General features: G+C 73.2%; 14 protein-coding genes. 6 read left to right on the forward strand and 8 right to left on the reverse strand.

The window, feature by feature from the left end; translation table 11 throughout:
* Positions 1-46: 46 nt before the first annotated feature.
* The 4 genes from msrB to ACH414_RS28260 form a co-directional block, all read right to left on the reverse strand.
* A complete protein-coding gene (gene msrB, locus ACH414_RS28245) occupies positions 47-463 on the reverse strand; it encodes a peptide-methionine (R)-S-oxide reductase MsrB (protein WP_398943862.1) in 417 nt (138 codons plus the stop codon).
* A 16-nt stretch (positions 464-479) separates the two neighbouring features.
* Positions 480-1,880 carry a UDP-N-acetylmuramate--L-alanine ligase gene (gene murC, locus ACH414_RS28250; protein WP_398943864.1) on the reverse strand — a complete coding sequence of 467 codons (1,401 nt, stop codon included), beginning with the start codon at positions 1,878-1,880 and terminating at the stop codon, positions 480-482.
* A 106-nt stretch (positions 1,881-1,986) separates the two neighbouring features.
* Positions 1,987-2,457 (reverse strand): indole-3-glycerol phosphate synthase, encoded by a 471-nt coding sequence (locus tag ACH414_RS28255; protein ID WP_382545752.1) that lies wholly within the window; start codon positions 2,455-2,457, stop codon positions 1,987-1,989.
* A gap of 106 nt (positions 2,458-2,563) precedes the next feature.
* Positions 2,564-3,358, reverse strand: coding sequence for a pyrimidine reductase family protein (locus tag ACH414_RS28260; protein ID WP_382545749.1), 795 nt, complete (start codon positions 3,356-3,358; stop codon positions 2,564-2,566).
* 36 nt (positions 3,359-3,394) lie between these two features.
* On the opposite strand from ACH414_RS28260, the gene zapE reads away from it, so the two are divergent.
* From zapE to ACH414_RS28275, 3 genes are all read left to right on the forward strand, one after another.
* Entirely contained in the window at positions 3,395-4,480 is a 1,086-nt protein-coding gene (gene zapE, locus ACH414_RS28265) for a cell division protein ZapE (RefSeq protein WP_382545746.1), read from the forward strand.
* A 34-nt stretch (positions 4,481-4,514) separates the two neighbouring features.
* The gene (locus ACH414_RS28270; RefSeq protein WP_382545743.1) at positions 4,515-4,943 is read left to right on the forward strand and encodes an OsmC family protein; all 429 of its coding nucleotides are present in this window, start codon (positions 4,515-4,517) and stop codon (positions 4,941-4,943) included.
* A 123-nt stretch (positions 4,944-5,066) separates the two neighbouring features.
* Positions 5,067-6,449: an alkaline phosphatase PhoX gene (locus tag ACH414_RS28275; protein WP_398943867.1), complete on the forward strand. Its 1,383-nt coding sequence runs from the start codon at positions 5,067-5,069 to the stop codon at positions 6,447-6,449.
* A gap of 40 nt (positions 6,450-6,489) precedes the next feature.
* Here ACH414_RS28275 and ACH414_RS28280 read toward each other — a convergent pair whose 3' ends face one another.
* Positions 6,490-7,467, reverse strand: a complete 978-nt coding sequence (locus ACH414_RS28280) for an oxidoreductase (protein ID WP_398943869.1) — start codon at positions 7,465-7,467, stop codon at positions 6,490-6,492.
* 74 nt (positions 7,468-7,541) lie between these two features.
* Here ACH414_RS28280 and ACH414_RS28285 point away from each other — a divergent pair, with 74 nt between their 5' ends.
* Genes ACH414_RS28285 through ACH414_RS28295 form a run of 3 tightly spaced genes read left to right on the forward strand, consistent with a single transcriptional unit; the run spans position 7,542 to position 9,967 of the window.
* Positions 7,542-8,159: a TetR family transcriptional regulator gene (locus ACH414_RS28285; protein WP_398943870.1), complete on the forward strand. Its 618-nt coding sequence runs from the start codon at positions 7,542-7,544 to the stop codon at positions 8,157-8,159.
* A gap of 36 nt (positions 8,160-8,195) precedes the next feature.
* Positions 8,196-9,059 (forward strand): PPK2 family polyphosphate kinase, encoded by an 864-nt coding sequence (locus ACH414_RS28290; RefSeq protein ID WP_398943872.1) that lies wholly within the window; start codon positions 8,196-8,198, stop codon positions 9,057-9,059.
* Positions 9,060-9,097: 38 nt separating this feature from the next.
* Positions 9,098-9,967 carry a polysaccharide deacetylase family protein gene (locus tag ACH414_RS28295; RefSeq protein ID WP_382546021.1) on the forward strand — a complete coding sequence of 290 codons (870 nt, stop codon included), beginning with the start codon at positions 9,098-9,100 and terminating at the stop codon, positions 9,965-9,967.
* 46 nt (positions 9,968-10,013) lie between these two features.
* Here the strand turns inward: ACH414_RS28295 and ACH414_RS28300 are convergent, their stop codons facing one another.
* The 3 genes from ACH414_RS28300 to ACH414_RS28310 all read right to left on the reverse strand — a co-directional run bounded on the left by ACH414_RS28300 (position 10,014) and on the right by ACH414_RS28310 (position 13,320).
* The gene (locus tag ACH414_RS28300; protein WP_398943873.1) at positions 10,014-11,690 is read right to left on the reverse strand and encodes a hypothetical protein; all 1,677 of its coding nucleotides are present in this window, start codon (positions 11,688-11,690) and stop codon (positions 10,014-10,016) included.
* 140 nt (positions 11,691-11,830) lie between these two features.
* Entirely contained in the window at positions 11,831-12,481 is a 651-nt protein-coding gene (locus ACH414_RS28305; RefSeq protein WP_398943875.1) for an ABC transporter, read from the reverse strand.
* Positions 12,478-13,320 carry an ATP-binding cassette domain-containing protein gene (locus tag ACH414_RS28310; protein WP_398943877.1) on the reverse strand — a complete coding sequence of 281 codons (843 nt, stop codon included), beginning with the start codon at positions 13,318-13,320 and terminating at the stop codon, positions 12,478-12,480. The genes ACH414_RS28305 and ACH414_RS28310 overlap by 4 nt, the downstream gene beginning before the upstream one ends.
* Between the last annotated feature and the right edge of the window lie 4 nt (positions 13,321-13,324).

The following is a 13,324-nucleotide window of genomic DNA, read 5'->3' on the forward strand; positions in this document are numbered from 1 at the left end:
CGGGTACGCGAAAGGGCCCCCTTCCGGGGGCCCTCTCCCAGCTGCCTCAGTTCTCCGTCGGCTCCGCGGGCTCCAGCCTCAGCGAGATCGAGTTGATGCAGTACCGCTGGTCGGTCGGGGTCGGGTAGCCCTCGCCCTCGAAGACATGCCCCAGGTGCGAGCCGCAGCGGGCGCAGCGCACCTCGGTGCGGATCATGCCGTGGGAGGTGTCGGCGACCAGCTCGACGGCGGAGCTGTCCTTCGGGTCGTAGAAGGACGGCCAGCCGCAGTGCGACTCGAACTTCTCGGTGGACGTGAAGAGCTCGGCGCCGCAGGCCCGGCAGGAGTAGACGCCCTTGGTCTTCGTGTCCGTGTACTCACCGCGGAAGGCGGGCTCGGTGCCGGCGAGCCGGAGCACCTGGTACTCCGACGGAGTCAGCTCGGCCTGCCATTCCTCGTCCGTCTTCTCGACCTCGTACGCCATGAGCTCGCTCCCTCTGCTACTTCGCCGACTCGTCCAGGCGGTCCAGGATCCTCGGGCCCAGGTCGGTCACGTCGCCCGCGCCCATGGTGAGAACCAGGTCGCCGGGCTTCGCCATTCCCGCGATCACCTCCGGCACCGCGCCCTTGTCGTGGACCGGCGTGACGTCGGCGCCGGCGGCGCGCGCCGCGTCGATGATCAGCTCGCTGGTGATGCCGGGGATCGGGTCCTCGCGGGCCGGGTAGATGTCCAGGACCACGGAGCCGTCGGCCAGCGCGAGGGCCTCGCCCATCTCGCGGCCCAGCTCCTGGGTGCGGGAGAAGAGGTGCGGCTGGAAGACGACCAGGAGCCGGGAGGCCCCGGCGGCGCCGCGCATGGCCTCCAGGTCGGCGGTCATCTCGGTGGGGTGGTGCGCGTACGAGTCGATGACCTGGACGCCCGCGGCCTCGCCCTTGAGCTGGAGGCGGCGGCCGACCCCGGTGTACGCGGTGAGGGCCTGGGCGAGCTCGGCCGGGTCGATGCCGACGCGGGAGCCGGCGACCAGGGCGGCGGCCGCGTTGTGCGCGTAGTGGCGGCCGGGCACGGAGACCGTGAAGGTGTGCTCGGTGCCGTCGAGGGCGACGGTGACCTCGCTCTTCATCCCGTTCGGGACGATCTTGAGGATGCGTGCGTCGGAGTCGTCGGACTCGCCCACGGTGACGACCGTCAGGCCCTCGCGGCCGGCGACCCGGCGGGCCAGCTCGCGGGCGCCGGAGTGCTCGCCGACGACCAGGGTGCCGCCGGGGCGAATCTTGGCGGCGAAGGCCTCGAAGGACTCGTAGATCTCGTCCATGGAGGCGTAGTTCGCGTGGTGGTCCAGCTCGACGTTGAGGACGATGGCGACCTCGGGGTCGTACTTCTGGAAGCTGCGGTCGCTTTCGTCCGCCTCGGCCACGAAGACGCGGCCCTCGCCGTGCAGGGCGTTGGTGCCGGGGCCCGCGAGGTCGCCGCCGATGGCGTACGAGGGGTCGAGGCCGAGCTCGGTGAGCGCGACCGCCAGCATGGAGGTGGTGGTCGTCTTGCCGTGCGTGCCGGCGACGGCGATGGCGCTCAGGCCGTCCATGAGGGAGGCGAGCGCGTCGGAGCGGTGCACGACGGGGATGCCGAGCTCGGCGGCGCGGGCCAGTTCGGGGTTGTCGGCGCGGATGGCGCTGGAGACGACGACGGCGGAGGCGTCGTCGGCGAGGTGCTCGGCGGCGTGCCCGATGTGCACGGTGGCGCCCAGGGCCCGCAGGGACTCGGCGGTCGCGGACTCCTTGGCGTCGCTGCCGGCGACCTTGGCCCCGCGCTGGGCCAGGATCTTCGCGATGCCCGACATTCCGGCACCGCCGATGCCGATGAAGTGCGGCCGTTCCATGGCGGCAGGGATGGCGGGTGCCATGCGGATCTCTCCCCTGGGTGCGTCTGTTCTGGAAGCCCCCAGCCTAGTGCTTCGGGGCGGGCCGCCCGGCGCATGACGCCCGGGCGGCCCGGCCGGGACCGCGCCGCTACTCGCTGTGCGCGAACAGCTTCAGGACGGGTACGCCGACCTTGTGGCGGGCCCGGGAGGCCCAGTCGCGGTGGAAGAACTCCTCCACGTAGTGCGGGGCGGTCAGGACGATCACCTCGTCGGCCCCGGCCTCCTCCACGACGGACTTCATCTTGTCGAGGGGGTGGTCCTCGACCACCTGTCCGACCGCCTCGCAGCCGGCGGCTCTCAGTGCCCGGAGGGAGTGCTCCAGGGCCTGCTCGGCCGGCCTGCGGGCCTCCTTGCCCTCCGGCTGGTCGCCCTCGTGCGCCGCCTCCTTCAGTTCGCCCATCGCCACGTCGTCGATGGCACGCAGCAGTACATCGGCCTGGTCACCGCGCGGCTGCATCAGGACGATGAACGAGACGCCCTCGTCGCCGTGCAGGGTGGTGACGAAGTCCACGTCGACGGCCGTCAGGGGCTTCTCGATCATCAGAACGCTTGTGAACACCTCAGGAGCCCTTCTGCGGAAACCATCCTTCCCCGTGCCCGCACGGGGACTGCGTGAGTAAGTGTGCCCAGCGGAAGCAAAGCGGAACGACAAATTCCGCCGATTGTCAGATCCGACGGTAGCGGGTGAAGAGGAAGCCGTCCTGCTCCAGCACCGACGCCACGGCGAAGCGTCGCGGAACCTCCACGGAAGGGCCTTGGGCGATCCGCTGCGCGGTCCCCGCCGTCATCGTCGGCGAGACGCTCAGGCACAGCTCGTCCAGCGCCCCGGCGGCCACGAACTGCCCCAGCAGCCTGGGCCCGCCCTCGGTCAGCTGGCGCCGCAGACCGCGCTCGCCGAGCTCCGCGACGGCCCGCGCGGGCTCGACCCCGCGCCCCTCGCCCGCGAACAGCACCTCCGCCCCGGCCCGCCGGGCCGCCTCGACCCGCTCGGCGGGCGCCTGGGCGCCGGTCAGGACCAGGGTCGGCACCAGCGGCTCGGTGAAGAGCGGAAGCGAGAAGTCCAGGTCGAGCGAGGCGGTCACGACGGCGATCACCGGCGCGGGCCCCTGCCCCGCCGCCGCCCGCCGCTCCGCGAAGGCCTCCCGCGCCCGGGCCGGGCGGTAGCCCTCCAGCCGTACGGTCTCCGCGCCGACGACGACCACGTCGGCCAGTCCCCGCAGGGTGCCGAAGATCCGCATGTCGGTGTCGGAGGACAGCGGCTGGGAGCGCCCGTCGTGCTGGCCGGCCCCGTCGAGCGAGGAGACCATGTTGGCCCGCAGCCAGGGACCGGAGGCCGCCTCCGCGGGGTACGCGTAGGCATCGGCGAGCTCGTCGAGGGACCACTCCCGGTCCGAGGCGGCGGTCATGCCGGCGGCATGGTCGGTGGCTGTCATGTCCGTCACAGGGAACAGGCGTCGCATCCTCGCAGTCTGACATGGCGCTTACAGTGGGGAACTGTGTCGACCCGTGCCATAACCGAAGCGGCTTCCACCGAAGCCGCCCCGCTCTCGCTCTGCTCCCGGGAGCCGCATGTCCCCGCCGACCGGCTCGTGGCGGAGATGGTGCCGCCGCCCCGGTTCGACTCGGTGCGCTTCGACACGTACATCCCGGACCCCAACCAGCCCAGTCAGATCGACGCGGTCAAGGTCCTCTCCTCCTTCGCCGAGGGCCTCGGCGGCGCCCACGCCTCCGGCTCGGGCAAGCGCCGCTGGTTCTCGAAGAAGCCCGCGGCCCCGGCCGGCCCGCGCGGGATCTACCTCGACGGCGGCTACGGCGTCGGCAAGACCCACCTGCTGGCCTCGCTGTGGCACGCCACCCCGGCCGAGCCCTCGCTCAAGGCCTTCGGCACCTTCGTGGAGCTGACCAACCTGGTGGGCGCCCTCGGCTTCCAGCAGACCGTGCAGACCCTCAGCGGGCACCGGCTGCTGTGCATCGACGAGTTCGAGCTGGACGACCCGGGCGACACCGTCCTCGTCTCCTCGCTCCTCGGCAAGCTCGTCGAGGCGGGCGTGGCGCTCGCCGCCACCTCGAACACCCTGCCGGGCAAGCTGGGCGAGGGCCGGTTCGCCGCCGCCGACTTCCTGCGCGAGATCCAGGGCCTGTCGGCGCACTTCCGGCCGCTGCGCATCGACGGCGAGGACTACCGCCACCGCGGCCTGCCCGAGGCCCCCGCGCCGTACTCCGACGAGGTCGTCACGAAGGCCGCGTACGCGACCCCGGGCGCCTCGCTCGACGACTTCCCGCACCTGCTGGAGCACCTGGCGAGGGTGCACCCGAGCCGCTACGGCGCGCTGACCGACGACCTGGCGGCCGTCTGCCTCACCGATGTGCGCCCGGTGCCCGACCAGTCGACCGCGCTGCGGCTCGTGGTCCTCGCCGACCGCCTCTACGACCGCGAGATACCGGTGCTCGCCTCCGGCATGCCCTTCGACAAGCTGTTCAGCGACGAGATGCTGAACGGCGGGTACAAGAAGAAGTACTTCCGGGCGATCTCCCGCCTCACCGCGCTCGCCCGGGACGCCAAGGGGCTGGCCGCGCAGTAGCTTGGGGGCCATACCCCACCGAAAGGGAAACGACATGGCCACCGTGCGTCACGCCCACACCGTCTGGGAGGGCGACCTCCTCAAGGGGAAGGGCGTCGTCAGCCTCGACTCCTCCGGCCTCGGCACATACGAGGTCTCCTGGCCGGCCCGCGCCGAGGAGCCGAACGGCAGGACCAGCCCCGAGGAGCTGATCGCCGCCGCCCACTCGTCCTGCTTCTCGATGGCCTTCTCCAACGGGCTGGCCAAGGCAGGCAACCCGCCGGAGCGCCTGGAGACCAAGGCCGACGTCACCTTCCAGCCGGGCGAGGGCATCACCGGCATCCACCTGACGGTGCGCGGTACCGTGCCCGGCCTCGGGGCGGACGAGTTCCAGGAGCTCGCCGAGGACGCCAAGAAGAACTGCCCGGTGAGCCAGGCGCTGACGGGCACGACGATCACGCTGACGGCCGAGCTGGTCTCCTGACCCCTTGCGCCGCTTGAGGCGACGTGACCCGCATGGTTCACGGGCCACCACCGTGCGTGGTACACACATGCGGGTCACACGTCACACCACCCCTGTCCGCCAACAGAAGTGGGTCGTTGCCTCATGTCCGCAACACGACGTCAGATCCTCGCCGGCACCGCCGGCAACCTGGGCATCGCCTTCACCGGCGCCCTCTCCGAACTCTTCGCCGGCACCGCCGCCGCCTCGCCCCTCGGCGGCCGCTCCGGCTACGGCCCGCTGGTCCCCGACCCGGCCGGCCTGCTCGACCTCCCGGCCGGCTTCTCGTACAAGGTCCTCTCCCGCCAGGGCGACCCGCTCCGCTCCGGCGAGGGCCCGGTCCCCAGCAACCACGACGGCATGGGCGCCTTCGCGGGCCGCCGCGGCCGGGTGCACCTGGTCCGCAACCACGAGAACCGGGTCACCGGGAAGATCGCGGTCCCGACGGTCGAGGGCCTCACCTACGACCCGGCCGCCAAGGGCGGCTGTACGGCACTCGAACTCGACGCCCGCTCCCACGTCCTCGGCGAGCGCGTCGCCATCGCCGGCACCGCCGTCAACTGCGCGGGCGGGCCGACCCCTTGGAACACCTGGCTCACCTGCGAGGAGACCGAGGACCGGGCCGGGACCAACGGCTACACCAAGGACCACGGCTTCGTCTTCGAGGTCGACGGGGCCGACCCGCACCGCACCGGCGCGGTCCCGCTGACGGCGATGGGCCGCTTCCAGCACGAGGCGATCGCCGTCGACCCGGGGACCGGCGTCGTGTACGAGACGGAGGACGCCTTCCAGCACCCCTTCGGCCTCTTCTACCGCTTCCTGCCCCACAAGCCGCTCGGCGGCACCGGTTCGCTGCGCGCGGGCGGCAGCCTGGAGGCCATGCGGGTGCCGGGCGTGCCGGACCTGTCGGCCGTCCAGGAGCCGGGGACGCGCTTCGAGGGCGTGCGGTGGGTGCCGGTGCCGGACCCGCTGGCCGTCGAGACCCCGGTCAGGCTCCAGGACTTCGGGCCCGGCGGCATCACGCACGCGCAGAAGCTGGAGGGCTGCTACTGGGGCCCGGGGCGCGGCGGGGCCCCGGGGGCGGTGTACTTCGTGTCCTCCTTCGCCCGCGCCAAGGACGGCTCCGCAGCCACCCACTTCGGGCAGGTGTGGAAGTACGAGCCGCACCGCCGCCGGCTCACCCTGGCGGTGGTCTTCGGCCCGGACACGGACGTACGACTGCCGGGCGAGTCGCCGGACAACATCTGTCTGGCGCCGGGCGGCGGCCTGATGGTCTGCGAGGACGGCGACGGCGCCCAGCACGTCTTCGGGGTGAGCCGGAAGGGCGAGGTGTACGCGGTCGCGCGGGGCGCGCAGAACATCGGTACGCCGGACGCCCCGGAGTGGGGCGAGTTCGCGGGCGTGACGTTCTCGCCGGACGGCCGCACGATGTTCGTGAACTGCTACACGCCGGGCACGACGTTCGCGGTGACCGGGCCGTGGCGGTGACACGGCGCTGACGCGGGGCCGGGGCCGGGGGGGGGCCGGATCAGGCCGGCTCGTACCGCACCCCGGTGAGCCGCTCGGACAGCTCCCACAGGCGGCGGCCGGTCTCCGGATCGGTCGCCGCCGGCGCGAGCGCGACCCGCTTCGGCGTTCCGCGCAGCTCGCCCGGCCCGTCCGGCCCGTAGAGCGCGCCGCCCTCGGCGTCGGGCGCGGTCGCCGCGTACAGCTGGGGCAGCGCACCGGCGGCCGCGGGCTGGGCGAGCAGCGGGCCGAGGACCCGCCCGAAGACGAACCGCACGAAGGCGACCGGGGTCTCCTTCTGGAGGTTGGTGGCGGTGTAGCCCGGGTGGGCGAGGACGCTGCGCACGGGGCTGCCGGCGGCGGCGAGGCGCTCCTGGAGGGCGTACCCGAAGACGGTGTTGGCGAGCTTGGCCTGCCGGTAGGCGCCCATCGGCGAGTAGCGCCGCTCCCCGTGGAGGTCGTCGAAGTCGATCCGTCCCCTGCGGTGCTCCAGCGAGCCGACCGTGACGACCCTGGGGTCGCGGCCGGCGGCGAGCCGGTCGAGCAGCAGCCCGGTGAGGGCGAAGTGGCCCAGGTGGTTGGCGGCGAACTGCAGCTCGTGGCCCTGGGCGCTGAGGGTGCGGGGCGGGGCCATCACGCCGGCGTTGTTGACCAGGACGTCCAGGCGCGGGTGCTCGGCGCGCAGCTTCCGGGCGAAGTCCCGTACGGAGTCGAGGTCGGCCAGGTCCAGCTCCCGGACGTCGAGGAGGGCGCCCGGGTGCGCGGCGGCGACGGAGTCCGCGGCGGCGCGCCCCTTGCGCCCGTCGCGCACGGCGAGGACCACGTGTCCGCCGCGGCGGGCGAGCTCGCGGGTGGTGGCGAGGCCGAGGCCGCTGTTGGCGCCGGTGACGACGAAGACGCGTCCGGTGAGGTCGGGCATCAGCTCGGCGGTCCAGCGCCGCGGTCGCTGCTGCCCCTGCCCCTGCCCCTGCCCCTGCTGATGCTCCTGCTGCTCTGCCATGTGGCACACGCTGCCCTTCGTGTCACTCGGTGTCAAGCTCTTCCCCGAGTGCCATTCTGGGATACCCTCGTGGCATGACCCCCGACATCAGCCTGGCCGAGCGCAAACGCCTGCTCGTCGCCACCGAGCTCACCGAATCGGCGCTCCAGCTGCTGGCCCTCAAGGGCTTCGACGCGGTCACGGTGGACGAGATCGCGGCCGCCGCCGGGGTCTCCAAGCGCACCTTCTTCCGCTACTTCGCGTCCAAGGAGGACGTGGTCGTCCAGTTCCTGTCCGGGATGGGCGCCGACATCCACGCGGCCCTCGCCGGGCGCCCGGCCGCGGAGCCCGTGTCCCGGTCCCTGCGCCACGCCGTCGCGGTCCCGCTGCTGGCCTGCACCGACCAGCACCCGGACCACGCGGCCAGGGCCCTGCGCGTGGTGCAGCTGATCCTGGGCACGCCCGCGCTCCTGGCCCGCTTCCTGGAGCGGCAGGCGGCCTGGCAGGAGGCGCTGGCCGAGGAGCTGGCCCGCCGCACGGGCCGCGACGCGGGCACGGACCTCCACCCGCGGCTGGCCGCCGGCACGGCGCTGGTCGCGTTCCGGACGGCGCTGCAGCGGTGGAGCGAGAGCGAGGCGGCGGAGGACCCCATGGCCCTGCTCGACCGGGCGTTCGGGGTGGTGACCCCGGCTCTGGACGCGCAGGATCGGTGAAGGTGCGCTGACCGCCGTACGAGAAGGGGTCGTGAGATGCCGAAGAACAAGAGCAGGCAGGACCAGCCCCTGCGCGACCGCCTGAGGCTCCCGGCCGGCGAGCGGATCGACCTCTCCTCGTACGACGCCGCCGCGACCCCGGGCGGCCCGAAGGACAAGGCGGCCGGTCTCACGGCAACCGCCGCCCTCGGGCCGGGCCTCGCCGACCTGCAGGAACGCCTGTACGCGGCGAGCACGGCGGGCGACCGCCGCCGCCTGCTCCTGGTCCTCCAGGGCATGGACACGAGCGGCAAGGGCGGCACGGTCAAGCACGTCATCGGCCTCTTCAACCCCTCGGGCTGCCGCATCCACGCCTTCAAGGCCCCGACGCCGGAGGAGCTCGCGCACCCCTTCCTGTGGCGGGTGACCAAGGCGCTCCCGCTGGCCGGCGAGATCGGCATCTTCGACCGCTCGCACTACGAGGACGTGCTGATCGCCCGGGTCCGCTCGCTGGTCCCGCGGGCGGAGCTGGAGGAGCGCTACGCGGAGATCCAGGCGTTCGAGAAGCAGCTGACCGAGGACGGCGTGACGCTGGTCAAGGTCTTCCTCCACCTCTCCTACGAGGAGCAGCGCGACCGCCTCCTGGAGCGCCTCGACAACCCCGAGAAGCACTGGAAGTTCAACCCGGGTGACATCGAGGAGCGGGCGCTGTGGCCCGCGTACCAGGAGGCGTACGAGATCGCCCTGGAGCGCTGCTCGACGGAGGCGGCGCCCTGGTACCTGGTCCCGGCGGACCGCAAGTGGTACCGCAACTGGGCGATCAGCACCCTGCTCGGCGAGCATCTGGCGGAGCTGGACCCGCAGTACCCGAAGGGCGACTTCGACGTGGCGGAGTGCCGGAGGCGATTGCTCGCGCAATGATCGGTTAGTTTCCGTGGGTGACCATTTCTGCACGAAGACTGTCGGCGCTCGTCCTTCTGGGCGCCGTTCTCGTCGGCTGCGACGGGGGCGCGGCCGAACCGCCCGCCGCCGCACCGCCGAAGAACACCGCGCCGACCGCGAAGACGACCCGCGCCGCGGAGCCGGCCAAGCCGGCCCCGGGCCACGAAGCGGCACCGGCCCCGAAGACCCCGCCGACCCTGCCGCCGGCCCCGGGCGGCCTGACCCCGGTGTACACCCACCGCAAGGGCGGCACCGAGAAGGTCGTCGCGCTCACCTTCGACGCCGACATGACGGCCGACCAGGGCCCGCGCGCGGCCCGGGGCGAACACTTCGACAACCCGCAGCTCATCGCGACCCTGCGCCGGCTGAAGGTCGACTCGACGATCTTCATGACGGGCCGCTGGGCGGAGCAGTACCCGGACCAGGCGCGGTCCATCGGCAACGACCCCCGCTTCGAGATCGCCGACCACTCCTACAGCCACTACGCCTTCGCGACCCCCTGCTACGGCCTTCCGACCGTGGCGGCTGCCGACATGGCCTCCGACGTCCAGCGCGCCTTCGACGCCTTCCGCGACGCGGGGGCGGCCCACGTGGTCCCGTACTTCCGCTTCCCCGGCGGCTGCTACGACGACGCCGCCCTGCGCGCCCTCGCCCCGCTCGGCGTCACCGCCGTCCAGTGGGACGTGGTCAGCGGCGACGCCTTCGCGAAGGACCCGGACGCGGTCGCGGACCAGGTCCTCGAGGGCGTGAAGCCCGGCTCCCTGGTCGTCATGCACTGCACGCGCAGCGCGGCCCCGGTCACGGAACAGGCGATCCGCCGGATCGTGCCGGAGCTGCGGGCGAAGGGGTACCGCTTCGTGAAGGTCTCGGAACTGATGAGCAAGTAGGACACGACGGCGCGTCAGGCCCCACCGACCCCACCACCCTGGGGCCCTACGGCCGGGTCGTCAGATCGAGGACGATCCACCCCTCCTTGGTCGCCTTGCGCCACGGGTACTCGCACACCATGCGGTCCACCTCGGGGAAGTCCTCGGCGACGGTGCGGGTCGGGAAGGGCTTGCACTTCCCCTTGTCGGCGTACTTGGGGCAGGAGCCGTCCGGCTTGCGGAACTGGTGGGCCTGCCAGGCGAGCGTGCCGGCGAGCTTCTCGCCGGGGTGGGTCGGCAGGTACTGGTTGCCGAAGAAGGACCCGATCATGCCGCCCGCGAGCGCCATGGCCAGCAGCACGCCGACGGCGGTGAAGCGCTCCTGGGGCGCCCGCTCCCCGGCGCGCAGGCGCTTGAGGAGCGGCACGAGCCGCTGCGCGGCGAGCACGCAGGCGAGCACGGTGAGGGCGGTCAGGGTCACCTGGATCTGGATCATGGTGCGCGGGAACAGCTGCACCTGCTGGTCGGCCTCCATGTGCCCGGCGAGCCAGAAACGGATGAGCCAGGCACTGCCGAAGCAGGCGAGCGGGGCGACGACGACGGCCTTGCGCAGGCCGAGCGCGACGGCGAAGCCGAGGCCGATCAGCACGATCACGGCGTACGTGTGCAGCCCGGAGAACTCGCCGAAGCCCGGATACTCACCGGGCTCGTCCCAGGCCCGGCTGCTGAGCGGAGTGGTCCCGATGTACGCGGGCTCGGTGAGCGTGTACCCGGAACACCACTGGTCCCGCGTGCTGGTCGCCCCCAGCAGCACCCGCAGATAGACCCCGGCGACGAGCAGGAACCCGCCGAGCGAGCTGCCGAGGAAGAGCAGCCCTCGCAGCCGCCCGGTCGTCCACGGGTAGAAGAACAGGACAGCGATGACGACGCCGGGCAGCGACCACAGATGCCAGCCGGAGTAGACGAGGAAGAGCAGTCCGAAGAGCAGCCCCAGGAATCCGCCCCTCAGCACCGTCCCCCGCGTGCCGAACCGCGGCGAGGCGCGCAGCCACAGCAGCAGCTTCGCGATGAGCGGCAGAAGCAGCACCAGCACGAAGGGGCTGTACGGCTTGTGCGGCAGCGTCTGCTGGAGGGCGGGCAGCAGGCCGACGGCGAGCGCGGGCAGCGGCCCGAGGCACATCCGCCACAGCAGGTAGGCGGCGGGCCCGGTGAGGGCCACGATCGCGATGAACACCCACTTGAACGCGAGGGCGGGCTCACCGGCGAAGAACCCGGCCTTGGCGAGGTAGCCGATGGTGTAGGGCACGGCCGGCGGATAGAAGGCGTCCATGGCGCCGGTGTGCAGCACCTCCTCCGCCCAGCCGAGGATCCGGTTGTTGTCCCCGTACGGCCCGTTCAGCGGCCAGGGCGTGCCGCGCAGCGCGAAGACCTGCCCGGCCCCGAGGAACCCGGTGCTGAGCCCGGCGACGGCCGCGGCGGCGAGCCGCACGGTGACGTTCTTGACCCGCTCGCTCGCCCGTACGGTCACCCACCCGACGACGGCGAGGATCACGAGCACGACGACGGCGAACCGCAGCTGGAGGTGGGAGAGCCCGCTGATCTGCCCGACGCGCGTGACGGGGCTGTTGCCGATGCTCAGCCCCCAGTAGGTGAACCCGAGCGCGGCGAGCACCCCGACGAGGACCTCACCCGCTGCGGGTCCCCAGCGCCGGATCACCCCGGGCGCCACCCTGCGAGGGCGCATCGGCCGGAGGGCGGGGACGGACGGGGCAGCCGTCGAACGCGTGGCTGTCGTCGTCAACTCTCTCCCCGGAATGGGCGTAAAGGTACCGGTAGGACCTTATGAGGAGATTCCCCCCACTTCGGGGAGTGACGCGCGTCCCGCTACTCCCGCCACCCCGTACCCCGGCACCCCAGCCACGCCGCCCCCGTCGCCAGCGCCAGGGCGCCCGTCAGGGGAAGGGGCGGGTAGGCGACCGTGGCGGTCGGGGAGCCGGTGATCAGGGTGGCGATGGCGGTCTTTGCCGGGGAGCCGGTGGTGACCACGGCGAGGAGGGAGCCGAGGAGGAGGGTCGTCAGCGACCAGCCGCGGGAGCGGATCAGGGGGCGGGTGGTCAGGGTGCCGACGGCGGTGCCGGTCAGGACGCAGGTGGTCGCGGCCAGCAGGCCCTCCGCGGCGGCCGGGAGCGGGGCGACCCTGTGGTGCTCGCTCAGGGCGGTGACGGCCAGGACCGCGGTGGCGCCCACCAGGAGGGTGCCGGCGGTGGCGGTCAGGATCGCCGCCAGGTGGGCGCGGGCGCGGCCGGCGGCCGCGGCGGTCACCGCGCGGGCGGCGGGGGGTTCCTGGCCGAGGCAGACCCGGACCGCCCAGGCGCTCACCGGGACCAGGCCCGCCACCGTGTAGCCGAGGGCACCGAGCACCGGTTCGCCCGCGTTGATCCCGACCCCGACGAAGGCCGCGTACACGAGGAAGGGCGCGAGCCAGCGCTGGGAGCGCAGGAGGAGGGCGGCCTGGTAGCGGAGCAGGGCGGTCATGCGCGGACGCCTTCGGTGGTCAGGGCGTCGACGTGCCAGCCCGCGTCCAGCAGGGCCCGCAGGGCGGTGTCGGAGTGGGGTGCGGCGACGGTCATGGTCAGCCGGGGCCCGGCGGCGGTGCCGGGCTCGGTGACGTGGGTCGGGGAGCCGGGGAGGTCCGGGGGCAGGGCCCCGCCGCCGGTGGCCGTGATGCGGACCAGGGGGTGCCGCGGCCGATCTGTGGGCTGTGCCGAGCGGTGGACGCGTCCGTCCCGCACCGTGAGGTGCGCGTCCGCCTCCCCCGCCAGCCGCCGCGGGTCGTGGTCGACGAAGACGACCCGGCCGCCCGCCGCGACCCGGGCGCGCACCGCGCGGTCGAGTTCCGTGCGGGCGGTGGTGTCCAGGCCCGTCCAGGCCTCGTCCAGGACGAGCAGTCCGGGCTCGGCGAGCAGGGCCTGGGCGACGGCGACCTTCTGGCTGGTGCCCTTGGAGAGTTCGGTGAGCGGGGTGTCGCCGTAGGCGCCCGCGTCGAAGCGGGCCAGCCACTCCCCCGCCCGCCGCGCCGCCTCACGGGCGGTGAGGCCCTGGATGCGCCCGAGGTGGACCAGGTATCCGGTCGCGGTGAGCGGCAGGGCGGCGGGGAAGCGTTCGGGGACGTACGCGGTGCGCTCGGGCCGGCCGGTGATCCGGCCCGCGCTGGGCGCGTCGACGCCCGCGAGCAGCCGGAGCAGGGTCGACTTGCCCGTGCCGTTGCCGCCGGTGACCCGGGCCAGGGTGCCGGCGGGCAGGTCGAGGCCCACCTCGCGCAGCACCCACGGGCCGCGCGGGCCGTAGCGGCGGCCGACGCCTTCCAGTCTCACGACG

This window comes from Streptomyces sp. NPDC020422, assembly GCF_044386705.1.
Taxonomy (GTDB): Bacteria; Actinomycetota; Actinomycetes; order Streptomycetales; family Streptomycetaceae; genus Streptomyces.